Raw genomic sequence first — 26067 nt, 5'->3', positions numbered from 1 at the left:
ATTAAACTGTCCGACCTTTTTGCAGATCCAAGAGAACACCATGCAACGCGACTACACCTTAAATTGCTTAATCACCATGCCTCGCCATGAACTAGAAGAATTTAGTTTAAGAATGATTCATCGCCTTGTACCTGAAGATGCAATGACGGAATTGTTTACGTTCGAGCAAGAAGAAGTCACCAGCGAAGAACGCATGCAATCAGCGAAATTTGACGCAATGCTTCGAATGACAGCTATCGCGCTTGGTGAAGTAAACCTAGCCTTCTCAGAGTCGGATAACTCGCAACAGAACATCGAGCGAATGACTCGCCTACTGCTTTGGCACTTCTACTCAATTTCTTTCAACCTTGAAGAAGCAATCGCAATCGAAGTGCACTGTGAGAAAGTAGAAAAGATCTTAAAGAACGCACCTAAAGATGCGTTTGGCTGGGTTAAAGAATTAACTGAGCTACTTCACTTCTACGCGAAAGTGAACGAAGGCAACGAAGACAGTAAAGACGCTTAACGTTAGTTCTACGTAAGTATACATCGAGCTAAACGAAGGCAGACAGAGCTATACTGAAGGCAAATAAAAGCTTTGCTGAAAGGAGTTCTCTGCCTTTGTTGTTTCTAGCACGCTGTGATGTAACATCAGTATCGACTGCGCGATCTTGGTTCCTATTCCCAAAGAACCATTCGGCGCTTCCAGTTCAACCTCATTATGAATCACCACCTTCACCCGTTTGGAATCCGCTTCAAAACCAACATCTAACGACACCACAGTGCCACTTGGGCTATGCCTCAATGCATTATCTAACAGATTCAAAATCAACCTCTCAAGCAGATCACTGTCACCCACAGCCTTGATTCCAATAGGCATATTAATGTTCAACTCAACATTTTTATGGCGATATTTGCTTTGTATCGTTTCTAAGCATTCGCTCATCAGCCCATTGAAATCGATTGAAGCGTATTGATGTGTGGGTACCGGGTTATCTTTCTTGGCGCTATCTAACAGCGAATGGAGCTGTTCAGATAACTTGTTGCCATTGCGATATGCCACATCTATGAGTGGATCCGAATGTGGGTTTTGAATCCTCCACGTTTCTAGATACCCCAATACACTCGACAATGGCGTTTTCAAATCATGACTGAGCTGTAATAAGCTTTGTCTTCGATATGACGACTGATATTCAAGTTGCAAAAATTGCTGTTGAATGTGCTTCGCCATCAACTGATACGAGCGTGCAATCAGCACCAATTCTGGTACTTGATGAATGAAGTTCGGGTCCAATCGAAAATCTTGCTCTGCTTGTTGTTGCAGCTTGTTTGTAACTTCTTCGATAGGGTTTAAGAGGCTGCGCTTCACGAGCAGGTAAGCCCCAATCGCAAAACCTAAGATAGAGATCAGCATAAGTCCTGCTAGCGCCATATAAGGTGTGTCGACTTGCGAATTAGCAATCACGGTATGGCGATTACTGCCAATCAACACATACAGATACCCAACTGTTGAACCCAACTCTTCAATCGCAGCAACGGAAAACACCTTACGAGAATCAGGATTGATAGGGTCTTCGCCAAGAATCGGATAAGGCTCTTCATTTAAAAATTGTCTAATGGGTGCTAAGTCTATCTGGCTTGCCAACACAGTGCCTTCTGGCGCAGCGTGCGTCGTGATATTTCCTTGGCTGTCGAGAAAATAAATGTCGAAATCGGGACCAATCAACATCAAGGTATGAAATATGGATTTAAGGGCTTTGGGGTTGTAGTCAGTCCCTATCATCAGAGGGTTATCATCGCGCATATGAACCGCGAGCTCTTTGTGTAAGCTCTGCTTAGTTCTTTGTTCTATGGTCTCTTTTTGCCAATTATAGGTATAAGCAATCACCACACTCATGAGCAGAAACCACAAACTGGTGAACAACACTAAACGCGATTTGAAACTCATGTTCTCTCCTCGATGGCTCTTAGGTCTTACTGGCCTTTTAGTAAACTTCGGACGCGACACATAGGCCTAAGCTTTCGACTCAAACTTATAACCAACACCCCAAACGGTTTTAATGAAATCATCATCACTATTCGGCATCGCAAGCTTGGTTCTTAGACGGTTGACTGTGCTACACACGGTATGGTGATAGCCAGAGTGATGAGTATTCCAAACATGATCGAGCAGCTCGTCTTTGCTATACACACGCCCCGGGCGGGTTGCTAAGAAATGAAGTAAGGTAAACTCGGTAGCTGTCAGCGGTACGTCTTGGTTATTGAGTGACACCTGATGGCGTTCAGGTTGAATAGTGAGCACACCAAAATTCATAATCGATTCTGCTGTCACAACCTCTTGAGTCGCTGATTCGACATGGCTTAAACGGCGAAGCACGTTCCTCACTCTTGCTTGAAACTCGAGAACGCTGAAAGGTTTCGTTATGTAGTCATCAACACCGGCTTCTAAGCCTGACACCTTATCTAACTCAGCGTCTCTTGCGGTTAGCATGAGTACTGGCGTCCAATCCTCTTGCTGACGCAACATTCGACAGAAATCGAGTCCGTCACCGTCTGGTAAGCCACGATCCAGTACGATCAAATCGAAATGACCCTCTTTATAGAGCGCCTGAGCCTTTTCAATCACATTAGCTCTGATTACGTTATGCCCTTGGAACTTAAGATGCATCTGCACCAGTTCAGCCAAGTCATCATCGTCTTCAACCAACAATATGTTTACCATCAAATTTACCGCAGCACTATTCATGATCCCTGCTCTATTCTGAGTCTGCCCACCTTTCAATTGACCGGAACAGAGCAGGAATTCTTTCATCGTACTTTGACCCTGTTACTCAGTTCGAGTAATGGTGATTCTTGCTCCGGGGTTAAGGAAACGATGATTGGCACTTAAAGTAGAAGTCGTAAGGCCGTCATCTTGGCTAATTACGCCAGAGTGGAAACTCACTACATCGGTGTCGTCTCGTGTGGTATTAAAACCTTCACCACCGCCTGCTGGTCCCGGAATGGTTGCAGCAAGCTCATCGTTCAGCTCAGTTCCCGAATCCCAAACATTCATGTTCATGGTAAAGGTATCACCCACCGCTAATGACTTGAGTGATAATCCGGATTCGCCGACAAACGCATCATTGGTGTTCACCAACATCGAAGCAACTGAGATATACCCTTCTTGATTTGGGTCGACACGAATAGACACCGTGTCTTGCTCACCTGAAAGAATCAGCCCATTGCCTGAGATGCCTTGATAAACATTGGCGTCACTGTCACTGAGCGCAAGCAATTGTGCATTACTACCCCCTTCCGCCAAGTATTCCAGATCGACAGAGGCACTTTGCCCAACTTCAAACAGATCAAAATTCGTATTGTGAGTCAACACCGCGAGTGGTGACATTGGTTGATTGGGGGTGAGGTTAGTAACACTCACATCATAGCGATAGTAATCGTCGTCATCGTCCGGACAACCCGCTAACACAGCTACTGATGCAGCGATAAATAGAATTCTAGCTTTCATACATCCCCCTTACTTCACAACAATGGTGATAGTTGCAACAGGGTTTAACCATCGATGGCTACTGCTATCGAGGTCACTGATGCCGCCCGCCGCATCACCATCACCAATGTTACCTGGATGAATATGAACCTTAGCGTTTGATACTGCCGTTTCTACACCTGTGCCACCAGCGCCAAAGGTAATGAATGGAGGGTTCGGCATACTGCCCGCCAGCTCATCATTGGCTTCTGTGCCTGCGTCATAACCATTTAGAGTCGCTTTGTAGGTGCCCGCTTGAGTTGGGATCTTCCAGCTATCTAGACCAACAAAGCCGTCGTTTGTCGGCAGCAACATTGCACCCAATGATAGGTACTCTAAATCACCAGTACTGATATCAAACGTAGTTGCGACGCCTGGATTGAGGATGCCGGCCGCTGGGTTCTCAACCACCACGCCTCCCGCGTTGGCAATGACACCAGATAAACCTGAAATATCGCCTCCTTCGGCCATGGACTCTAGTTCCGAAGAAGCCGTTTCACCCGTTCTAAACATGAACAAGCTTGAGTCATGAGCCGCCGCTAAGATAGGCGTAAAGTAGATCCCTTTCGTTGCATTAGTGACAGTGACTTCAAGCTCAGCAGCCTGAACTTGAGCCGCTCCGAAGGCCAACATAGCCGAGCTGATCACTAAGCTGATTTGAGTACGTTTATTCATTTTGATTCCATCCTTTATCGAGTCCTATCGTTGCCAACAAAACGAATAACAGCGATATACCGTTACCTTTGCCAGAACGAACTGTGGTGTTGTTGACTCTAAGAATGACGATCAAATCTATCAGCAACTTCATTGAATTCTCATAAAACTCTCACAAGTTTATCCAAACTTATTACTGCAAATAAAAATAGCGATAAAGTACTAATATTTAATCGAAAAATATCAATTTATCATTTACGTCAGAAGGGATAGAAAAGAAGATAAAGAATAGAAATGGAACGAATAAAACGCAAAAAGGCCGAATCGATTTAACGATTCGGCCTTTATTCTAGCGTACTGTTGTTACTCTTTCCTAAGCCGTATTTGGCCTTTCAATCGAGCTAACAACACAACATCAAATTAGAACGCGTAGTTTGCGTCAATCAGTTCGCTAACTTCCACTTTGCTTACTTCAGCACGAGCTTCAAGCCATTGAGCAACTTGCAGTTGTTCTGCTTCTGTTACTGAACGGTAGCGCTCAATTGAGCATAAGAAACCTTCAAACAGCTCAAGGCCGCCGCCACCAAAGCACAGACCGATGCTGTCGATGAAATCAATGAACTCATCAATGAACACATCGTATTGATCAAAATCAGTAATCGATGTCTTGCAGCTTACTTCAAAACCCAGAATCGCGAATTCACCTAGGTATAGCTTTTTGCGTAGGCGACGATTTTTGTTTTCGATTTTATCTAATTTCATAACTGCCTCTCTTTTCGTTTGATAAAGCATTTATACACAGTTCCACATCAATCCCCAAGAGTTTTGTATTACACAAGGGTGTTAATGGCAAAAATCGTGCTACAGAAACAAAACCTTAATCAAATCTATAAAAATCTGTCACTTAACTGCTTCACGATTAGTCACACATTGACCCAACTTATTAACCAATTAGTTAGTAGGTGGGTAAGTCATGAATAACGAATAATAAAATCAGCCAATAGGAAGCAGTAAAGATGAGCAAGGAAACATTTGATAGCACTCGTTTTAATAAGAGCAAAAACAAACCCTTCGAAGAAGTTTTAGATGCGAACCTTTCAAGAAGAAATGTTCTCAAAGGCGGTTTAGGCATCAGTGCAATGACGGCGTTTGGTGCTTTTGGTTTAGCAGGCCACAGCACAGCGCACGCGGCGACAGCATCATCTAGCGCACCGCAAAAAAGCACTGCTACACTTGCATTCGAATCGGTTAAAGGCTCACTGACAGACAGTGTCGTTGTGCCAAAAGGCTATACAGCACAAGTATTGGTTCCTTGGGGTACTCCACTTAACAAGCAAGGCAATGCTTGGTTAAAAGATGGAACCAACAACGCACAAGATCAAGCAAACTCACTGGGCATGCACCACGACGGCATGCACTTCTTCCCGCTTAATGGCAACAGCAACGACGGTTTGTTGGTGATTAATCACGAATACATCGACCAAAAAGCACTGCACGCTAATGGTCCTACATACGATGAAGGCAACCGCCCTAGCCTTGATGAAGTACGTAAAGAGATCAACGCACACGGCGTGAGTGTGGTTCGTGTAAAACTTGAAGGCAACCAATGGGTGATGGTCGATAACGATCCTCTGAACCGCCGCTACACAGGCGCGACCGTAATGGATCTGTCTGGTCCTGTTGCACACAGTGAATTTACCAAAACCAAGTTCTCACAAGACGGCAGCCAAGCTCGTGGCACGTTGAACAACTGTGGTAATGGCTACACACCATGGGGCACTTACCTAACGTGTGAAGAAAACTGGCCGGGTTATTTCGTTAACAAAGGCGAGACAACACCAGCGCAAGAACGTATTGGTATCGCTACCGACAAAACACGTTACGGTTGGGACACGCTTTCTGGTGACAAACAAGAACGCCTAGACGAATTTGCTCGCTTTGACGTAACACCAACAGGTGAGTCAGCAATGGACGATTACCGTAACGAAGCACACGGTCACGGCTACATTGTTGAAATCGACCCATACACAGCAAACTCTCGCGCTAAGAAACGTTCTGCACTGGGTTGTTTCCGTCACGAAGGCTGTACGTTTGGTAAGTTGACCGAAGGCGAGCCGATCGTATTCTACTCTGGTCACGATTCTCGTTTTGAATACCTATACAAATTCGTTTCTGAAGAGAAATGGGACCCGCGTGACGCAGAGCCGAGTAATCGCCTAAGTGCGGGTGACAAGTACATGGATAAAGGCACGCTGTATGTGGCTAAGTTCAACGATGACGGTTCAGGTACGTGGCTACCACTAACGTTGGGCAGCAAGACTACAAACGGCGGCAAGCTAGGTGATTCATTTGACTCTCAAGCAGCGCTTATCATCAATACAGCGGGCGCTGCCGACCTTGTTGGTGCAACGCCAATGGATCGCCCTGAATGGTGCTCTGTTGACCCAATGACGGGTACGGCTTACCTAACGCTGACTAATAACAACAAGCGTAAAGAAGCGAACTCTGCGAACCCTCGCGTAGACAACAAGTTCGGTCATGTTATCCGTTGGGATGAAGGCAAAACGGCAGGCGAGTTCGATTGGGATATCTTCGTATTTGGTTCACCAGCAGTGGAAGACAAGTCTATTAACCGCTCTGGTCTAACAGACATGAACCAGTTCGCGAGCCCTGACGGCTTAGCGTTTGATGCTCGTGGCATCTTGTGGATTCAGACAGATAACGGCGCAGACGAAGTAACTGGCTACACCAATGACCAAATGCTGGCAGTGGTTCCATCTCATTTAACGGATGACAACGGCAACAGTGCGGTGATTGATGCAAACAACCAAGCACAGCTTAAACGCTTCTTTGTGGGTCCAAACGGTTGTGAAGTGACTGGCTTTACCATCAGCCCAGATTTCAAGTCACTGTTTGTGAACATTCAACACCCGGCAAACTGGCCATCGTCTGAAGATGCAACCGCACAAACTCAAGGCAAAGTCCGCCCAAGAGCATCTACGGTTGTGATTCGTCGAGAAGACGGCGGTGAAATCGCGGTTTAAATATACAACGCAGGCTAAGATCAGAAACATTTCTGTTATCTAGTCTCTGTTCGCTAGCTAAGTAAAATCAAAAAGAGCGATAAGGCCAAATGCCCTATCGCTCTTTTTATATTCTATGCATTCTTCGGTTTAAGTAAGAATCCGAATTTTCAAAACTCACCGTAATCCTAAGTCGTCATCATCCCACGTACGCGTCACCCTCGAGAAGGAGGAACGACTGAGTCGGGGATCTCTGCTCGTTGTAGGCTAACCAGAATTAGCTCACGAACAACCAAACACCAACGCCCATCATCAACGTACCTGCAATGCGGTTCATCAACTTAACATTGTCGGCTTTGCCCAGCATATGCTTTAAGCTCTTTCCGCCTGTCGCGTATAAGGTCATGCAAACAAACTCAGAAACCAGAATGATTGACACGAGAATGAACAACTGCGGTGCTAAGTCTTTATTGCTGTTAATAAAAGGAGGCAGCAAAGAAATCATAAACGCCCAGCCTTTTGGGTTCGCAATTGCAGTGACAAAACCTTGAACCACCAAGTCCCAATCATTGCTGACTTTTGTTGTTTGGTTGTCAGTACTGATCGCCAGTTTGCCTCTCGAACGCCACATCTGAACGCCTAAATAAAACAGGTAACCCGCACCAACAAATTTAAAGCCCGTAAATAGCCATGGGTAATTCAACATGATCGAAGCGATACCCAATACCGCGGCAATAGAAACCACAGCGACACCAGCCAGTTCACCGATCATCATCCATAATGTACGCTTGTATCCAACACTCATTCCAAGTGTCAACGCCAAAGTCATACACATACCGGGCGTGATTGACACGAAGAAAAACGTGGGAATAAAAGCCCAAAGTAGTGCGCTATCCATATTATTACCTTATCGACTTGTTTTTATTTATTAGTTCTTGTTTCTTGATCGGGCTTGAAATGAAGCGAGGTTGAAACGAAGCAGTAATGACAATAAACAATATTGCGATCAATACAAACAAAAAGAGCCACATAACAGTGGCTCTTTTCAATCACCAACCGTAATTACTTACGACGGTTTTTAATTCGCTTCATCATAGTCAAACGACGTTCAGCGCTTGCTTGATCTTGTGGCTCTTCGTTCGCGTTGTTCTTACGACCCTGACGGTTTTTGTAAGCCGATTTAGTGTTCAGCTTCTCGATGTAAGCATCACGTTTCTTCGGTTCATAACCCGGTTGTTCAACACGACGAATGCGCTGTTGAATCAGTTTTTCAACTTGAACGACAGTCAGCTCTTCTTCGCGGTTAACGAAAGAGACAGCGTGACCTTGCTTACCTGCACGACCTGTACGGCCAATACGGTGAACATAGTCTTCTGCTAGGAAAGGCATGTCGTAGTTAATTACGTGTGGTAAGTCTTCGATATCAAGACCACGAGCCGCAACGTCGGTTGCTACCATTACACGCGCTTTACCTTCTTTAAAATCGTCTAGAGCACGACGACGAGCACTTTGCGCTTTATCACCGTGACACAGTACTGCTTTAATGCCGTCTAGCTTAAGCTCTTTAACTACATCGTTCGCTGTTTCTTTGTAGTTAACAAAAACAAGCACTTGGCGCCAGTTTTTACGACCAATCAGCTCAGAAAGCAGTTCTGTTTTACGCTCTTGATCCACTGGGTAAACCACGTGGCCGACAGTAGCAGCCGTTGAGTTTTCGCGCTCAACACTAATACGTTTTGGTTTACGCAGAATATCAACAGACAGTTGGTTTAACTGAGTAGAAGTCGTTGCAGAGAACATCATGATTTGCGGTGATGTTTCTACATCCAACATGATCTTACGAACGGCATTGATAAAGCCCATATCAAGGATACGGTCAGCTTCATCAAATACTAGAAATTCTAGGTTAGCAATAGACACGTTACCCGCTTCTAAGTGCTCTTCTAAACGGCCAGGTGTTGCAACCAAAATATCCACACCCAGTTCTAGTTGACGAACTTGTGAAGACATCTTGTTACCACCGTAAACCGCAGAAACACTTAGATCTGTGTATTTAACGTAGTCTTTAATGTTTTGAGCGATCTGCGCAGCAAGCTCACGAGTTGGAGCAAGAATAAGGCCGCGAGCCGTTCCTCTAGACGCCTTTTTACCGCTGTTCAAAAGGTGCTGAATAACAGGCAATGAAAATGCCGCTGTTTTACCCGTACCGGTTTGAGCAGTAGCAAAAATATCATGGCCTTTACGAGCCATTGGAATCGCTTTTTGTTGAATTGGAGTGAGTTTTTCATAACCACACTCAGTCAACGCTTTGACTAATTCAGGAGCAAAACCTTGAGAGGAAAATGACATTGTTACGGGTTCCTTAAGCAGACAGCCTACATTCTTATTTCAGCCGAGCACTATAAAGTAATTAGAGTGATTTATCTCACATTTATCGTGATATAACGCAAACTTTCTCATTTAATCTGGTGTTTATCCCGCCTTCAACGAGGTAAACACCAAGATCCTTGGTTCAAACAGCAAAAACAGGGCTATTTGATGCCACACAGCTTGAGTAGAATCTGCTCGAGATCGCCCCATGGCATGAGCTGCGAGTCGATCACTTCCAGTCGAGATTCAAAGCCATCAAGCGTAATTTCGTTCACAGACACGACTTGATTCGCCACATTGAATGCGTAGCAACCTTGGTCGGTGTTCACGACAGCTTTTACACGCTCGGCCGTTAGATCTGACAACATAGAGAATAGCGCATCGAAGTCGAACTTATGCTCTGCGCCAAACAACCAACCACAACTGAAATAGCCCTGTCCTTTATTCTCTTTACGGATGAAAGCTTCACCAGGAGGAAGTTGGAATTGAGGCTCTTGTTCAGCGTGATCGTGATGATGCGCTTCAATATGAGATGAAGCACTGCCGTATACTCTTTCAATGTCTAACACTTCCAATGGCACTTCACCATCGTGAATTAGCTTATGGAAGACTTTTGCTGGCGTTTGATCCGTCACCCAATCATTGAACACATCGATGTCTTCAGAATGAACAAGGTCAACCTTAGTACCAAGAATCACATCTGCACTATTTAGTTGATCATTAAAATTCTGATTCGAGGTGTACTTTTCATTAGACAGATTTCGTGGGTCAACCAAACCAAGCGTCGCTTTTAAATCGACATATGGTGTGTACTGATCGGAAGTCAGTGTCGCTATAACCTGTTTAGGGTGACCAAGCCCTGTCGGCTCAATCAATAAACGGTCTGGCTTTTGGCGAAGTAAGGCATTAATACCCACTGACATAGGCACGCCCGCAGTACAGCACATGCATCCACCCGGCACTTCTTTAATCAAAGCGCCTTGATCTGTCATCAATGCACCGTCAATGCCGATTTCCCCGAATTCATTAACCAGAACAGCCCAGTTTTCATTCTCAGGTTTATTTTTTAGCAGGTTCAAGATGGCTGTCGTTTTACCAACACCCAAGAAACCCGTAATGATGTTTGTAGGAACTTTTTTAGTCATATCAGTTCTCCTTTTTAAGGGAGTATATACTCAATCACCAAAAAGTTGACCCCAATCGATTGTTTACACTGAGATTCGTTAATAGAGGTTGGCGCGAAAATAATCAGAAGAGATAAAGCAGTAGAAGCGGAATGAGGAAATGGGATGCTCCAGACGAACTAAAGGCGTACTTACTCAGTACGCCTCACCCTCGTTACTCAATCGTGAGTTCGCGAATCAGGAAGCCTTAAATATCGACCTGAACATTTAACGAGGAACTAAAACTTTGTTTCTGAATCCATCCAAATTGTGTGTAAAACCTCACTTCTCCTTGCGGTTCGTTATGTTGCTTTACGATTTAACTATGGTTCATTTTTGGGGATATTCAAGCCGCCGCCAGAGAATCGATCAAAACTGTGACGGTGATTCCACTATTGAGCATATATTCTATTTATGTAACACGTACATTCCATAAATGAAATTCAACTTTTCAACTTTGTTGCTATAGGATATGCAGAGGAAGCGTATAATTTAATGCAACCCCGCCTTAACTCATTCAGGAAACTTATCTTTATGATCAGAAGAGAGAAAATTAAGCAATCCTTATTAGCCAAAATGCCAAGGGATGCTATTAATCAATTTCTCTCAAGAGATAAGACACCCGCTTCCGTTCTCTTTCTTTCTTGTATTGTAGGTGTACTTGCTGGCGTAGTGGGTACCTATTTCGAAGTCGCGGTTCATTTCATCACAGAAACTCGTACCGATTGGCTTAAAGATGAAATCGGTAGCTATTTACCCCTTTGGTTGGCCGCTTTCCTTATTAGTGCTGCATTTGCCTTTATTGGTTACTTCCTCGTTCACCGCTTTGCTCCAGAGGCTGCCGGTTCAGGTATCCCTGAAATCGAAGGTGCAATGGACGGCATGCGCCCTGTTCGATGGTGGAGAGTATTACCCGTAAAATTCTTTGGCGGCATGGGCGCGTTAGGCTCTGGTATGGTTTTAGGCCGTGAAGGGCCAACCGTTCAAATGGGCGGCAGTATCGGTCGTATGGTCACTGATATCTTTCGAGTCAAAGACGATGACACTCGCCACTCACTGTTGGCTTCAGGTGCCGCTGGTGGCTTAGCCGCCGCATTTAACGCACCACTGGCAGGAATCATGTTTGTGGTTGAGGAGATGAGACCACAGTTTCGCTACTCACTCATATCAATCAAAGCTGTCATCATCTCAGCAGTTTCAGCCAACATTGTATTTCGTTCTATCAATGGCCAATCTGCCGTTATCACAATGCCTCAGTACCAGCCGCCTGAACTCGACGCACTTTGGTTATTCTTATTATTAGGTGTGTTGTTCGGCCTGTTTGGTGTGATTTTCAATAAACTGATTACGCTTTCCCAAGACCTGTTTGTGGCGATCCACAAGAATGACCGTAAACGCTACTTGATGACAGGCACCCTACTTGGCGGTTGCTTTGGCTTGTTGCTCCTTTATATACCTGAATTAACTGGTGGTGGTATTGGTATCATCCCGAACATCACGAATGGCAGCTACAGCGCCAATGTGTTGTTGTTGATTTTCTTAGGCCGAGTCCTCACTACCCTGCTTTGTTTCGGCTCTGGTGCGCCAGGCGGTATCTTTGCACCAATGCTTGCGCTAGGAACACTCTTTGGTTATGCGTTCGGGCTTATCGCAGCGGCATTCTTTCCCGAACTGAATATTGAACCGGGTATGTTTGCAATTGCTGGCATGGGAGCATTATTTGCCGCCACCGTGCGAGCGCCTATCACTGGCATACTGTTGGTTATCGAAATGACCAATAACTACTACCTGATCCTGCCGTTGATCATCACCTGCTTAGGTGCGGTAATCATTGCTCAAATGTTAGGTGGGCAGCCAATTTACAGTCAACTGCTTAACCGTACGCTGAAAAACGAAAAACTAAGACAACAAGATCTCCCTCAACAAGAGGAAGTACGTTAATTACAAATGACTCATGAAACAAAAGCACACATTCAACGTGCTTAATCTCCCGATTCCGTATCAAAATCAAAAAAGCAAACGTTAAACTTGGTATCATCCACTCAAAATTAGTTGAGTGCCCTCAAAATCTATTGATGGAAGACCTACACACTCTAACTAAGGCAAATAGTCCAATATTCTGTAATTAACTAAGTCGGAGCAAGTCGTTGAACTGGAGAAGATTAACCCAAGTAAAAAATGTGCCGCCATCTCAGGCGTCTTTAGCACTTGGCGTTATTGGGTTAGGACAAGCTTGGGCGTTATATATCCCGGGCATTGGTGAGATAATTCGTCCCTACCTCGCTGCATTCGGCGCGCTATTATTGCTGCCTGTTTTACTGCGCTATTTAACGAGCTTTAATACCTTCCTTAATGATATTCGCCACCCGTTAAGCGGAAGCTTGATGGCACCAATGAGCATGGCTTTACTGATTCTGTGCGACTATTTAGCCGAGATATCGCCAGCTATCGCCTACCCAGTTTGGTTCTGCGCGCTATTGCTGCACTTTACCATGATGGTGTTGTTCTTCAGTTTTCAGATCATCAACTTCAAAATGTCGAACATTGTACCGAGTTGGTTTCTGTATCCGGTCGGTTTGATCAGCAGTTCCTTAGCTGGCACACAGTTCGGGCACACCGTATTTTCAGAAACACTTGCGGTCACTTGTATTGGTATCTATTTCCTTATGTTGCCAGTGGTGTTGTACCGCTTGGTGTTCGAAGGCAATCTTCCTCGCCGAGCAAGACCAACACTCGCTATCATGGCAGCTCCGGTTAACTTATCTTTAGCCGCTTACTTGGTTAACTTCGACAACCCAGACCCGATTCTAACAGGTGCATTGGCGGGCATTGCCATCACCATGACTTTGTTGATTTACTTGTGTTACATCCGCCTGATGCGTTTGAAGTTCCAACCTTCGATTGCTGCCGTCACCTTCCCATCTGTGATCAGCGCTATTGCCATGCATCGTCTAACTACATTTTTCGGCGCGGAATACCCACAATGGTATTGGCTACACAAGTTTGGTTTCTTTGAGCTAACCATCGCCACCATTCTAGTGATTTGGGTTGCCGGTGGTTACGTAAAAATGTACTGGCCTGAGTTTTTCGATTCCGACTACATGTCCAAGAAGATGAAACGTTCTTAGATAGAAGCGAAAAGATCTTAGCTGAACCATCGTGTTCTGCAGTAGTCGATGATGTCAGACAAAACCAACCAAACCCAAAAAGGCCTCACACTGTGAGGCCTTTGAATAGGCAAGGTATTAATAGTTCAGGCGAGTGTTACTAGAAATGCCGAGACCTATTAGAAGTTAGCGTGAGGGCCGAATACTTCGTAGTGAACGCGTGAACGGTCAACTTTCATTGCATCTAGCTGCTCTACGATATTCTTCATGAAACCAACAGGACCACAGATGTAGAAATCGCTCTCTTCAAAGCCTTTAGTATCAGAGATAGACGCTAGATCCATTTGACCTTGATGCGTGTTTTCACATGCAGATTCATCTTTGTTCATGTACCACGTTTTCGCTTCCCAACCTTTGTCGGCAACAATATCTTTAACACGAGTCGTGAAAGAGTGTTGGCCTACGTTCTCACAAGCGTGAAGGTAAAGTACTGGCTCGTTTTTATCTTCCGTGTTTAGGAACTCAAGCATAGACTGCATTGGCGTTACACCAACACCTGCAGAGATAAGTGTTACTGGCTTGCTGCGCTCTTGATACATGAAGTCACCCGCTGGTGCGTATAGGCTAACCTCATCACCAACAGCAACCGTATCGTGTAGGTGGTTAGATACAACGCCTTGTGTCTCTTGGCCTTGTCCTTCACGTTTAACAGAAATACGGTATTGCTTGCCGTTTGGCTTATCAGACAGTGAGTATTGACGAATCTCGCTGTATTGAGAGCCTTCTGGTTTCACTTCGATACCGATGTATTGACCTGGTGTGTAATCCAGAACTTCACCGCCGTCTTTTGGCTGAAGGATAAAGCTTGTTACTAGCGCTGACTCTTCGATTTTGTCTGCAATCACAAACGCACGCGCTGCTTCCCAACCACCAACAGCTTGCTTACGCTGTAGGTAAAGTTCAGCTTCACGATCGATGAATACTTGCGCCAAGAATAGGTAAGCGGCTGTCCATGCTTCTTCCACTTCTGGAGTAAAGGCGTCAGCAGCTAGTTCACGTAATGTCTCAATCAGGTGCAAACCAACAATTTGGTAGTGCTCTGGTTGAATGTTAAAGCTTGTGTGTTTCTGAGCAATACGTTCAACGGCAGTTGTTAACGCTGCTAGATTTTCAATGTTCTTTGCATATGCCGCGATAGCTTCAAACAGTGCTACGCCTTGGCGACCTGTTCTTTGGTGAGTCATATTGAAGATATCTTTCAACTCAGGGTTATGCGTGAACATACGTTGATAAAAATGCTGAGTTAAAGCTGGGCCTGCGCTCTCAAGTAGAGGAATAGTAGATTTGATGATTTCGATATGTGCATTGTTAAGCATGAATTTACTCCGAACACTGAGCCTTATGACCTATATGTCATTTTGACTACTAAAAATTAAGAATGACTTATCGATTTTCTGAAACCTTAGTTATTTTTAGAAACTGAGTTATTTTGACTCGTTTTCATTTCAAAAAATCGCGAAACCTGATTAATGCAACCTGATTGATTGAGATCAAGAATAGTCTGTTTAATCAGCGCTATAATTGGGCTTCTCTGTATCTTATGCACAATCAGTGCCAACTTTATCAATCCCCGTCATTACTGGTTTTCTTCTCAAAACTCATCTTATAAAAATGTCAAAAAGACCTTTTTTTTAAGTCAATAAGACTCTATTATGTAGATAAACACACAGTTAGAGTTTTTTATGCAAGATATCTCCGCATCTACCCTCATGGAAATGACCATTGGCCTCGCAAGTGGTGTCAACGATCAAGATCGTTTCAATCGCCTGATCGATGCCATTCGCAAAACCATAACGTGTGATTGTGTCGCGCTTTTAAGCCTTCAAGGCGACACGCTAGTACCTATCGCAATGCAAGGGCTCAGCCGAGATACATTCGGTCGTCGCTTTATCATTTCAGAACACCCACGATTTGAAGAGATCTGCGCGTCTCGCTCTCCTGTTCGTTTCGATGCTGACAGCTCCCTACCCGATCCTTTCGATGGTTTGCTTATTGACCATGATGGCGATTTACCAATGCATGCTTGTATGGGCTTGCCTTTGCTATTTGGCGACAAGTTATTGGGCATTCTGACTCTAGATAGCTTGAAACCTGATGTCTTCGCGAATATTCCGGCGCGGAACCTTGAAGTACTGGCAGCTATTGCAGCCTCAACCATGCAGATGGCACTGACCTTCTCGCAACTTGAGCATCAAGCAAAACAGTCAAAGCAATTACTCGAAGAATTGAACGTAGAAGCGTGGGAACGTGACGGCGGTGAGTTGATTGGTAACAGTGACACCATGGTCGCGCTTAAGAACGACATCGCTGTTGTAGCTCCATCTGAGTTTAATATCTTGATTCATGGTGACACCGGGGTTGGTAAAGAGCTTGTGGCTCGCACCCTGCACCACCAATCTCAACGTAAACGTAACCCACTCGTCTACGTAAACTGTGCTGCAATTTCTGAAAACTTAGTAGAGAGTGAACTGTTTGGTCACGTTCGTGGCGCGTTCACTGGCGCAGACAAAAACCGCTTAGGTAAATTTGCTTTAGCCGATGGTGGCACACTGTTCCTTGATGAGATTGGTGAATTGCCTTTGGCCGCTCAAAGTAAGCTCCTACGTGCGCTGCAAAACAACGAAATCCAACCGGTTGGCCAAGACAACATTCAAACCATTGATGTGCGAGTATTGGCAGCGACAAACCGAGATCTAAAACAAGAAGTTGAAGACGGTCGATTCAGAGCCGATTTGTACCACCGATTGAGTGTGTATCCTATCGCGGTGCCAGCACTGAAAGATCGTGGTGACGACATCAGCCTATTAGCGGGTTTCTTCTTAGAACAAGCGCGTCGTAAGCTTGGTATCAACCAAGTTAAGTTCCGCTCCGACGTTCTTTCTTTCCTAAACCGTTATGGTTGGCCGGGTAACGTGCGTGAACTTGAGCATGTGATCAGTCGTTCCGCATTGAAAGCGTTAGCGCGCAGCACCAATAAAAACCTGGTGACAATCACCAAGGAAGATTGTGGTCCTCTAGACCAAGATCAGCCAATTGCGACGACTCAGGTGAAAAACACACCATTATCGACACCAACGATCGACCTTTCTGCAGGGCTACGTGGTGCAACGGACGATTTTCAACGCAGTATCATTACTGAGGTGTTGGAAGATGCCAACTTTAACTGGGCACAAGCAGGGCGAGTTCTGAAAACAGACCGAGCAAATCTGACTCGACTGTCTAAGCGTTTAGGGCTAAATGTGGCTAAGTCTCATACGATCGAACGGACAAAATAGATATTAGCGGTTTGTTGCGAGCATCTGACAAAACTTGTGTATATAATGCTGCAAATTGTAACGCTAATTTTAAATATGTAGAGAGAGTTATGAAGTTTATCCGTTGGTTCTTAGGTCGTGTCATCTTGTTATTGAATTTTGTTTTCAGCCCACGTGGTGTGAAGCGTTCTCAAGAAGAACAAAGCAAAGTAAATGAGCAAGCAAAAACGCACACGTTATACCAATTCGAAGCGTGCCCATTTTGTGTGAAGGTGCGCCGCGCGATGAAACGTCAGTCGGTTCAATTTGAACTTCGTGATGCAAAAAACAACGAGCAACACCGTGCTGAGCTTGAAGCTGGCGGCGGTCGTGTGAAAGTGCCTTGTCTACGTATCGAAAAAGACGGTAAAACTGAGTGGATGTACGAATCTTCAGATATCGTGACTTACTTAGAAAAGCAGTTTGCATAAGCAATAAAGCAACAAAAGTCAGATACAAAAAATCCCTCGAATGTGAGGGATTTTTTATGTCTGTTATTTGGCGTTAATCGCTTCAAATTGGGAGCGAAAACTCAAACGACTACTTCGCTACAATCAGCATCAATTCCACACGGCGGTTACACGCCTTGCCTTGCGCAGAAGCGTTCGTACAAGCTGGAACATACTCACCGAAGCCACGAGTATAAATAGAACGACTCGACACATAGTTACTCTCTAATCGAGCCTTCACTTCTTTTGCTCGTTGATCTGAAAGCGGATCATTGATTCGATCTGTGCCCGTGTTATCGGTGTGCCCTTCAATCACCACATCAATATCTTGGCGCTGAGCAAGGTAGCTGCCTAGCGTATCTAGCCATTGATTATAAGCTGGCTCAGGGAATGCTGAACCTGTTTTAAAGTTCACGTGCTGCTCAAGCTTTACCATCACATGGTTGCCCGGCAACACTTCAAAATCGATACGGTTTTGTCTTAAAAAGACTTCCAGTGGATCGTTAGTCGAAACGCCACGTCCGTAGTTGGTCGTGATGGTTCTGTGTTGATGAGTGCTGCTCTGAATCGAGTAGCCACGATTACTTGCTACATGAGTCGTTTGAACCACACCCCATTCAGGATGCATCAAGTCGTAATCGGTTTGTGGTGCAGTCTCTAGCATGTCACCGCCAAGTAAGTCAGTTGGTGACGTGGCTTCACACCCAGCCAAAGCTATGCTTAACATTATCGCTAAATATCTCATTACTTCACCAACCACTCATGCAGATAAACCATTCACTAATGTCTATATCGGCACCGAGGGAAAAACTTTAGACGAAAAGAAAGCAGAACCCAAAAAAGTGCTGTTGATCACAGTTAACCGTCTACTAGCTTGTCTTCAGCCGCTAGTTCGAACTGTTTGCATTTATTTACCTTATAATTGTTTTCCAATTCGTACTAAATAGTTAGAATCTCACGACTTCTCAACGCTAGAGCAAACATTATGTTTAAACCATTTACTAAATTCATCACAGCACTCGCTGCCGTACTCATTATCGCGGGTTGTAGTGAAACAGACGAGCCACAAAAAGGCGTTCAATACGAAGCGCTTCCTACTGCTCTAACAGAATTTAACTTGTCTCCGATCACTGAAATCTTCTCTCTTAACTGTGGTCACTGCCGTCAAATGGAAAGTGCCATTCCAGAGATTGAATCTCTAACAGACCAAACTATTGGCAAGATGCACGTGACGTTCAACGAAAGCGCTCAAATCAGCGCAATGATCTACTACACAGCAGTGATGCAGCTTGATGCGACGCCTGACCACGCATTCATGGACGACCTATTTGGTGCCGTTCAAATGGGTGCAGATGCAACACCTGAGCAGCGTCAACAAGCACTAGAGACAGCGTTTACTTCTCGTGGTTTGGTTAGCCCATACCAGCTGAATAAAGAACAGCAAGTCGCTCTTTTCGACTACGTTAAGCAAGCAGAAGAGATCTCAGTAAAAGGTCAGATCAACTCAGTACCAACCTTTATCATCAACGGTAAATACCAAGTACTAACAGCAGGTCACCAAGACGTTGCTGGCATTGCAAAAACGATCAACTACCTTTTGACTCAACCATAATCACGGCTTTAGTCAACTGATTAACACATTTTGTATTAACTACGAAATTCAGCACTCAATATAAATAGGTTTTACTATGTCTAAATTTGTCATCCCGGTCATTGTCTTTCTTTTGGCGGGTTTCATGATTTACCGTACTTGGACGAATCATAAGTCTGGCGGAGAAAACTTCGAACAAGGCCAACAATTTCTAATTGAAAACGGCACTAAAGAAGGCGTGATTACGACTGAAAGCGGTCTTCAATACCTTGTTCTTGAAGAAGGTACAGGCACAGAGCACCCAACTAAGAACAGCAAAGTAACGGTTCACTACCACGGTACGCTGTTAGCATGTATACCACAGTTTTTAAGTTTGCTTTAGTGTGCCACTTTACTCAGTAGTCTTTCATGGCATACTACGGCCTCCTAAAAGGTAGTAACATGAAAGCATATATATACTCTCGCATTAGCTCCGCAATACAAAAGAAAGGCCACGGCCTTGACCGCCAGCAAGACATCGCGCTCACTTATGCCGCTCAACTAGGTTTTGATATTTCAGAAGAAGTCCTTCAGGATGTTGCCAGTGGCTATCATGGCAAACAAATGGAAGGCCGCCTCGGGGTTTTCTTAGAGGGTATCAAGCGAGGTAAAATCGAATCACCTGCGGCATTAATTGTAGAATCCTTAGACCGCCTCGGTCGTGAACACACAATGGATGCCCTACCACGCTTTATAGACATCGTTAACCATGGCGTAGAGATTCACGAAGTTTCGACTGGAATCGTTTATAACCGCGAAGAAACACACAAGATACACATTGCAATCGCCATCATGGAGCGTGCTCATAATGAATCGTTAATGAAGTCAAAGCGAGCGCGTGCGGCGGCGAACAAGCGCCTACAACGTGCTCAGCAAGGCGAAAATGTTGTTATAAATGTCAACTTACCTTGTTGGATTAGAAGCCAAGATGACAAGCTAGAACTTGTTCCTGAATACGCTGTCGTTATACGACGCATTTTTGAGCTTTACCTAGAAGGGAAAGGTTCGAACACAGTCGCTCAAATTCTGCGCGAAGAAAATCATCCGTACTTTACGTCCAACATACACTCGAAGAAAATCCGTAGTCGAGTTTGGACAGATCAGCGTGTCATGGACATTATCAAAAAAGACTCCACATGTGGCGTGTTTAGAAGCACTGCCAATCCTGATACTGTAATCGACGGTTACTACCCTGCCGCCATAGATAAAGCGACTTTTGAGCGCGCACAAGTACTTAGAATGTCCAGAGTACGAACGGCGAAGAAATCAAAGAAAGGTCTTAACATTCTGAGTGGCTTACTTCGCTGCGGTCACTGCGGTAGTTCGCTACAATATACTCGCTCATACAGTAACAAGAAGAAAACAAGAATGTATGAGAACCTACGCTGCCGCGATCGAGCTGCAAGAATGAACTGTGACAGCCGCTCCGTTCCTTTACGTCCTTTAGAGAAACTCATACTAGGCTGGGTAGGCACCATACCCCTCTTTGATATCAAAGCTGCAAGCAATGATGAGCTAGAGCAGAAAAAAGCAGAACTCACCCAACTTGAACAGCAAGCAGAAAACCTCGTAGAACTCTTGGCAACTGGCCTGACTCGTGTAAAAGACAAATATCTTCAACTCGAGCAACAAATTGACTCCGTCAAGAAAGAGATCTCTTCACTCTCAGTAACTAACAGTTCTTCAGTCGATAAGATTGATTACTATCAGGCAATAGACCTTGAAAATGAGGAGTATCGTGAACAGGTTCAACAAGAGCTGGCGTTAATCATTGATAGAGTCTCTGTAAAATGCGATGGCGAAGACGCTGAAATCGATATCTTTCTGAACAGCAAAATTCACAATCATCAGCGTTTTATCGGGAAGAAGAAACAGCTCGATAAAGCACGCCAGACCATACGTACACTGCGCCCTTGCGCTGCTCATGTTGATAGTTTCGTTGACTAGCTGTTGATACGTAAATTCGGTTGAAAGGATGCAATCGAATTACTTCCATGATATTGCTCAGTACAAATACTTGTATTAGTTAAGAATAGATTTGACAAAGTTTCCTAAGTTATTTTTATTCTTTTTATTCTTTTTATTCTAAATGATAATATTTGGCCAGACTCATTTTTATAGATAAAAATGTACCATTCCTTTTAGTCTACCATATATAATACATGGGAAGTTATTAGCCATTTAAAAACAGTTCAATGGTAGTGATAAAACTAGGTTTCTTATCTCTAGTATCCAGTTCACAATATTTTTCAGCAAAACGAACTTTAATCCCTTCCTGATCAAAAAATTTCTTCAAATTATCTTTCTCAGACTGCCTCAGATCGAAAGCTAATCCAGATGGGAGATCATAGTTTATATCATCATTATAGATGAAATTACACTCAGTATTTTTTTCATGAGTATTAAAGAAGTTCAAAGTTTCTTCAAAAACCTTTGCATCCAAAACATCTTCTATTTCTGTAGGGGGGTTTACTATTGAATCTGAAGGTTTAATTAGCTTAGTGCAACTATCCAAGTTAATTAGTCTTCTAAACAGAAGTTTTTTAATCGGCTCCTTGATAGTAAAGCAACTATTCTCTACATCGGTATCAACCATGAAAAAAACTTTTCCTTTGATATCACTTTTTATCTCGTCTAAAGCTAACAATAAGTACTCATATAATTTTTTGACGTATGGACACCCTCCCATAGAGAGCACAGTTAGTTCTTCATATTCGGAAAGAAAATGCTCTAGAAAAATTTTATCAGAATACCCTTCGCAGACAACCCATTTTCTTTTAGAATACGTAATCGATGCTACTATTGACTGAACAAGATCATTTATACTCTTAAGTTCAATGTTCTTAGGTGAATTACCGTTTGTTTTTCTTCTTATATCTTTTATGTCTTCTCTAAATCTAGATAACTCGATTAAATGGGAAATTTTCGAATCATCCTGACTAGATATATAGACCGCAGATCCGGATGACACTGCGGGAAAAAATCCATACCAATGTGTAGATATTATTGTTTGGACATAGTTTTTGGATATGTTCTCTAGTTTGCTAAATTGTTCAAAACACGATGATGTATGTAGAGACACTTCAGGCTCATCCATGGCTAGAATAACCGTTTTACTTTTAAGATCTCTGTTTGAATTCAAAATAAATGCTTGAGCTAAATCGATAACAGCTTTCCTTTTTTCACCTGAGCTTAGGTTATATATTGGAGTAATCTTGTTACCTTCCACAAGATTTAGAACTTTCGATTCGAAATATGTTTCTATTATCTTAGAAGTCAAATGACTTAAATTAAATAACGTTTGTCGCTTTGTTGGCTTCTTATATATATATTTATTAAGATTTTTCCCCACTTTTTCTAGGTATTTATCCAATCCACTATTTATATCTTTTATTGCTGTTTCATTTATACAATCTTTAATTATTTCATCCACAGACGTTCCCATGAGAGATTGAATAGTCTTTCCTTCTATTTTTGTGTAATGCTCGTAATCAATCTCAGAAGGTATGTATATATACTCCATTTCATTTTTAATGTATTCAAACAATTCTTTTAACACATCAACCACGTCAATGTCATGAATACTCTTTAAATCATCACTATACTCACGAATATTATCTAAAGCTCCCATTGAGAACTGAGAACCATTATCAATCTTCGTAAACCCACAAGGTACTAGGAAGTAATTCTCGTCAACCTTACTATTAGTCTTTTTTATTTTCTCTATATGCTCAATTATAGGCAAAGCTATATGATGCAACGAAGAGTTGAAATTTTCAGGTTCTACTTGCCATGTTATATCACTAATTGTTTCTAGTTGTTTATATAACTTTCTTGCCTTGCTTACCTTCTCTTTTTTGATTATAAATATTGGGCAAATGCTAGGTTTTGACGTATTTATCCCACTTTTACTAACACTATGATTGTAGTTCCATTCAGTGTGAGGTTTATTGAAAAAAGTATCTAACGCCTCTAGAACAGAGCTTTTTCCAACTCCATTCTCACCTAAAAGTGCACTAAAATTTCTACCATTTGACAATGGAACATAATGCCAACCTTTATAGGTTTTATAGTATCTAATCAATAAACCAAAGATCATATATATCCTGCATTTTAAGTCTGAGATTTGTAAAAGCTCTACAATAAATTGTACTTTTCCCTGAATATTATCGCATTCTCAGTGGCTAATGTGTTACGTACATAGAGAATGTGCAAATCATGTCACATAAAACCTGAAGGTAGTTGAAGAAGATAGTATCCCTTTGCTCGCCCTAGTTTTCGTATACTTGCTACAATTCGTAGATTGTCGAAGTTGCAAAATCATAGGCTCACTACTGAACAAGTTTGAGTAGCCACCTACAAAGTTAAAGTCATGATTAATCGTTTATTTTTTATATCGTATGAACTAGCTCACAACTAAAAGCCGTCATATCGATGCGCTTTCAGCAAGTTGATCAAATATTGGTGAACCAATTGCTATCTAAAGTACCGTATCATCTCTGTTAAATTTGGAAAATGATGGCCAACGCTTGCCCTAACACATTGCGCACACAACAACCCCTTGCCATAGTGTCCCTCTCTGATACCGCAGCAAGCACACATCGTCGAATCTCTGTGCTTTGAAGGCCCATTGATTATTTCACTTTCAGTCGGTTGTACTCTGGCAACTGTTTTCTCTGTAAAATCACTCTGAACAACAGGCCACCGCAACATAGTCACCCAATCTTCCCACCGCTCTAGCAACTTAAGAAAAATTTCCTCTGCGCTTAGCAACTCAGGTTTTCGGTCAGACGAGTAAAGTGCCCGAGCTATCGCGTGAGTATCAACACTCAATACAATGTCTATATCATCTGGTACTAACTCAGAGCCCAAGCCTTTGTCATTTGCAAAAGGTATGTCGAAGACGACCTTCCGTTTACTATTGAGGTCTTGCGTATAAGCATCGAAAACAATGCCGTCCCTAGGCACATCAAATTGCCAACAAACATCGCTGAATGACCACTCATCCAAATCGAATGTTTGTAGGTGTGGTAACTGCTGACGAATAACTAAAGCAATCGCGGTGACGGGCGAGAACTCACACTCACTAGCTGTTGTCGTTTCATTGACACGATGAGCAAAATGCCACTGGTTTACATCTGCCTGTCTCGCAGTAACTGGAGTTGCGCATGATAAGCATCGACAATCACATTTATCACCTCTTTCGGCTTCTTGGATTCCAATGATCTTTCCGGTTTTATTGCTTTTCGCAAAGGGCATCAAAACTGCAAACTCTGACACAAGTGGTTTCCCTACAGTTACTCTGGATATGAATCAGTACTGAATGATATTCACTGACCTGCGCATTATGCAACAGAACTCTATCCAATAATCCCACCAATTACTAACCCTCTGTTGGATAATGAGATTTAGACAAGATTTGTTAGTAAATCCAACCAAGCTTTCTCCGCTTCGAAGCTGTAGTCAGAGATATCAAATGTTGGTTCGTATCGTTGCTCGTACAGCGCCACTAGCTCACTTGTAGATGAAACCTTATCGTAAGGCAGCCCTTCATTCCAAAAGTACGGCATCACAGCTGCTCGTGTTACTGCGACTGATTCAAGCAGCACGTAAGGGTAAACTTCAATACATGATGGCAAGAACAGTATTTTGTGTTTTGCTATCTCATTAGTAATTTGGCTGTTCGGTAGCACTTTTTGAGTCCAGTTATCCGGCAGGTTTAACTCTGCACTCGAAAGAAGCGTTACTGGAATATCAGCTGGTATTAACTCAATGGCTTTGTGCAACTGCTTACGAGGCCAACCAGCACCAACAATGATGATTCCATCTTTGTGTTCTGGCACTGTGTATTCCGAAGGATAGAACGGCAACGGTATCACGTCTGTTTCTATACCCAGCTTGGTTAAGCCAGCCTTAAAACTGTTATGTAAGCTGACGTTTGTGCCTTCGAAGCTAACTTGTTTGTTCAGATAGTCAAAAATATACTCACGCGGATAATCCACTTTATCAGGCGTATGCATAACTCCAAGCACATCACCCATGTGATTAACATTGATGATGTTTTTACCATTTGCAAAGGCAAAGCTATAGGCATCATTTGCAATATAGATGTCACTACCATGCTGATAATTGCGTTCTTCCGTTGTCACTTCCAGTTCATGACCATGCTTTTCAAGGCAAGTTCGCAAGTGATGAATAAATGTATTCACACCACTGGTTTGATTAATAATCGTACTACTGCTCGCTACTGCAACTTTCACCTACGCCTCCTTCTTGTTTTATTTCTCGGTCGATTAACTGGCGTAGCATGTTGCGTTCCGCTGATAAGATACTGTCGTTATCGATCCAGCGACGCTCGAACTCTCGAAGCATTAGCCCATCAGTGGCATACAAATGATACAAACTGGGCGTAATACCGCTCGCTTCATGCAAAAAGCAATGCTGATAGCACTCTAATCCATATGAATCCATCGTATTGTTTGTCACATAGCAATCAGCCTCTAGCGCATTTAGCTCATCAACTTGTTTGTCTAGCAAACTAAAGAATAGAGAAGCTGGCTCACCGACCACATAGATCATATAGTCAGCGTCAGCTCCAAAATCGTCATAACCATAAGACTGTGTATAGTTGATATGGTCGTAAGGCACGTGCATTCTGGAAACCAATAAAACGGTAGTCTCCATATCAACGACCGTTTTAATGACCCGCTGCGCAAGCTGTAAGGATGCGGACGCATCCCCAGCTATCACGATAATTTTTTTATCCGGAACTAACGGTAGTTCCTTTGTTTTTGGTGTAATGAAATGAAACAT

The 26067-nt window shown here is 43.3% G+C and carries 23 protein-coding genes and 1 pseudogene; 9 read left to right on the top strand and 15 right to left on the bottom strand.

The window, feature by feature from the left end; genetic code table 11:
* Positions 1–40: 40 nt before the first annotated feature.
* On the top strand, positions 41–505 hold the full coding sequence (locus tag AB4323_RS08735; RefSeq protein ID WP_017062624.1) for a hypothetical protein: 465 nt from the start codon (positions 41–43) through the stop codon (positions 503–505).
* 48 nt (positions 506–553) lie between these two features.
* Here AB4323_RS08735 and AB4323_RS08730 read toward each other — a convergent pair whose 3' ends face one another.
* The 6 genes from AB4323_RS08730 to AB4323_RS08705 all read right to left on the bottom strand — a co-directional run bounded on the left by AB4323_RS08730 (position 554) and on the right by AB4323_RS08705 (position 4921).
* On the bottom strand, positions 554–1927 hold the full coding sequence (locus AB4323_RS08730; RefSeq protein ID WP_372152199.1) for a sensor histidine kinase: 1374 nt from the start codon (positions 1925–1927) through the stop codon (positions 554–556).
* A 66-nt stretch (positions 1928–1993) separates the two neighbouring features.
* Positions 1994–2725 carry a response regulator transcription factor gene (locus AB4323_RS08725; protein ID WP_372100958.1) on the bottom strand — a complete coding sequence of 244 codons (732 nt, stop codon included), beginning with the start codon at positions 2723–2725 and terminating at the stop codon, positions 1994–1996.
* 81 nt (positions 2726–2806) lie between these two features.
* Positions 2807–3487, bottom strand: a complete 681-nt coding sequence (locus tag AB4323_RS08720) for a spondin domain-containing protein (protein WP_017062627.1) — start codon at positions 3485–3487, stop codon at positions 2807–2809.
* A 9-nt stretch (positions 3488–3496) separates the two neighbouring features.
* The gene (locus tag AB4323_RS08715; protein ID WP_065583911.1) at positions 3497–4180 is read right to left on the bottom strand and encodes a spondin domain-containing protein; all 684 of its coding nucleotides are present in this window, start codon (positions 4178–4180) and stop codon (positions 3497–3499) included.
* Positions 4173–4313, bottom strand: coding sequence for a hypothetical protein (locus AB4323_RS08710; protein ID WP_017067451.1), 141 nt, complete (start codon positions 4311–4313; stop codon positions 4173–4175). Before AB4323_RS08710 ends, AB4323_RS08715 begins: the two co-directional genes overlap by 8 nt.
* 266 nt (positions 4314–4579) lie before the next feature.
* Positions 4580–4921, bottom strand: coding sequence for a YggL family protein (locus tag AB4323_RS08705; protein ID WP_017062629.1), 342 nt, complete (start codon positions 4919–4921; stop codon positions 4580–4582).
* A gap of 254 nt (positions 4922–5175) precedes the next feature.
* On the opposite strand from AB4323_RS08705, the gene AB4323_RS08700 reads away from it, so the two are divergent.
* The gene (locus AB4323_RS08700) at positions 5176–7203 is read left to right on the top strand and encodes a PhoX family phosphatase (RefSeq protein WP_372152197.1); all 2028 of its coding nucleotides are present in this window, start codon (positions 5176–5178) and stop codon (positions 7201–7203) included.
* A 256-nt stretch (positions 7204–7459) separates the two neighbouring features.
* On the opposite strand, the gene AB4323_RS08695 is transcribed toward AB4323_RS08700, so the two are convergent.
* The 3 genes from AB4323_RS08695 to AB4323_RS08685 all read right to left on the bottom strand — a co-directional run bounded on the left by AB4323_RS08695 (position 7460) and on the right by AB4323_RS08685 (position 10697).
* Positions 7460–8080, bottom strand: a complete 621-nt coding sequence (locus AB4323_RS08695; protein ID WP_017064486.1) for a LysE family translocator — start codon at positions 8078–8080, stop codon at positions 7460–7462.
* A gap of 164 nt (positions 8081–8244) precedes the next feature.
* The gene (locus AB4323_RS08690; protein ID WP_017062632.1) at positions 8245–9531 is read right to left on the bottom strand and encodes a DEAD/DEAH box helicase; all 1287 of its coding nucleotides are present in this window, start codon (positions 9529–9531) and stop codon (positions 8245–8247) included.
* 182 nt (positions 9532–9713) lie between these two features.
* Positions 9714–10697 (bottom strand): GTP-binding protein, encoded by a 984-nt coding sequence (locus tag AB4323_RS08685; RefSeq protein WP_017069160.1) that lies wholly within the window; start codon positions 10695–10697, stop codon positions 9714–9716.
* Between the two features lie 552 nt (positions 10698–11249).
* Between AB4323_RS08685 and clcA the strand changes: the two genes are divergently transcribed.
* Both clcA and AB4323_RS08675 read left to right on the top strand, forming a co-directional pair.
* The gene (gene clcA, locus AB4323_RS08680) at positions 11250–12656 is read left to right on the top strand and encodes a H(+)/Cl(-) exchange transporter ClcA (RefSeq protein ID WP_102333494.1); all 1407 of its coding nucleotides are present in this window, start codon (positions 11250–11252) and stop codon (positions 12654–12656) included.
* Between the two features lie 206 nt (positions 12657–12862).
* The gene (locus tag AB4323_RS08675) at positions 12863–13843 is read left to right on the top strand and encodes a TDT family transporter (RefSeq protein WP_104216296.1); all 981 of its coding nucleotides are present in this window, start codon (positions 12863–12865) and stop codon (positions 13841–13843) included.
* A 158-nt stretch (positions 13844–14001) separates the two neighbouring features.
* Here the strand turns inward: AB4323_RS08675 and hmpA are convergent, their stop codons facing one another.
* Complete coding sequence (hmpA, locus tag AB4323_RS08670; RefSeq protein WP_017062636.1) at positions 14002–15198, bottom strand: NO-inducible flavohemoprotein; 1197 nt, start codon at positions 15196–15198, stop codon at positions 14002–14004.
* 366 nt (positions 15199–15564) lie between these two features.
* Between hmpA and norR the strand changes: the two genes are divergently transcribed.
* Positions 15565–17157: a nitric oxide reductase transcriptional regulator NorR gene (gene norR, locus AB4323_RS08665; RefSeq protein WP_017062637.1), complete on the top strand. Its 1593-nt coding sequence runs from the start codon at positions 15565–15567 to the stop codon at positions 17155–17157.
* An 89-nt stretch (positions 17158–17246) separates the two neighbouring features.
* A complete protein-coding gene (locus tag AB4323_RS08660) occupies positions 17247–17606 on the top strand; it encodes a glutaredoxin (RefSeq protein ID WP_017062638.1) in 360 nt (119 codons plus the stop codon).
* A 109-nt stretch (positions 17607–17715) separates the two neighbouring features.
* On the opposite strand, the gene AB4323_RS08655 is transcribed toward AB4323_RS08660, so the two are convergent.
* Positions 17716–18351: an OmpA family protein gene (locus AB4323_RS08655; protein WP_102333492.1), complete on the bottom strand. Its 636-nt coding sequence runs from the start codon at positions 18349–18351 to the stop codon at positions 17716–17718.
* A 258-nt stretch (positions 18352–18609) separates the two neighbouring features.
* Here AB4323_RS08655 and AB4323_RS08650 point away from each other — a divergent pair, with 258 nt between their 5' ends.
* The 3 genes and pseudogenes from AB4323_RS08650 to AB4323_RS08640 all read left to right on the top strand — a co-directional run bounded on the left by AB4323_RS08650 (position 18610) and on the right by AB4323_RS08640 (position 21201).
* Positions 18610–19236, top strand: coding sequence for a thioredoxin domain-containing protein (locus tag AB4323_RS08650; RefSeq protein ID WP_017062641.1), 627 nt, complete (start codon positions 18610–18612; stop codon positions 19234–19236).
* A gap of 76 nt (positions 19237–19312) precedes the next feature.
* Positions 19313–19564, top strand: a pseudogene (locus AB4323_RS08645) (FKBP-type peptidyl-prolyl cis-trans isomerase N-terminal domain-containing protein); the annotation flags it as partial.
* Positions 19565–19656: 92 nt separating this feature from the next.
* The gene (locus AB4323_RS08640; RefSeq protein ID WP_372152195.1) at positions 19657–21201 is read left to right on the top strand and encodes a recombinase family protein; all 1545 of its coding nucleotides are present in this window, start codon (positions 19657–19659) and stop codon (positions 21199–21201) included.
* A gap of 226 nt (positions 21202–21427) precedes the next feature.
* Here the strand turns inward: AB4323_RS08640 and AB4323_RS08635 are convergent, their stop codons facing one another.
* From AB4323_RS08635 to AB4323_RS08620, 4 genes are all read right to left on the bottom strand, one after another.
* Entirely contained in the window at positions 21428–23353 is a 1926-nt protein-coding gene (locus tag AB4323_RS08635) for an AAA family ATPase (protein ID WP_372152193.1), read from the bottom strand.
* A 377-nt stretch (positions 23354–23730) separates the two neighbouring features.
* Positions 23731–24534 (bottom strand): phosphatidylinositol kinase, encoded by an 804-nt coding sequence (locus tag AB4323_RS08630; protein WP_372152191.1) that lies wholly within the window; start codon positions 24532–24534, stop codon positions 23731–23733.
* 128 nt (positions 24535–24662) lie between these two features.
* Positions 24663–25514, bottom strand: a complete 852-nt coding sequence (locus tag AB4323_RS08625; RefSeq protein ID WP_372152188.1) for a hypothetical protein — start codon at positions 25512–25514, stop codon at positions 24663–24665.
* Entirely contained in the window at positions 25489–26067 is a 579-nt protein-coding gene (locus tag AB4323_RS08620) for a hypothetical protein (RefSeq protein WP_372152186.1), read from the bottom strand. The genes AB4323_RS08625 and AB4323_RS08620 overlap by 26 nt, the downstream gene beginning before the upstream one ends.

The organism is Vibrio sp. 10N.261.52.C11, from assembly GCF_041471405.1.
Taxonomy (GTDB): Bacteria; Pseudomonadota; Gammaproteobacteria; order Enterobacterales; family Vibrionaceae; genus Vibrio; species Vibrio crassostreae_C.
The sequence above is the reverse complement of the archived record's forward strand: the minus strand, read 5'-3'. Positions and strand labels throughout refer to the sequence as shown.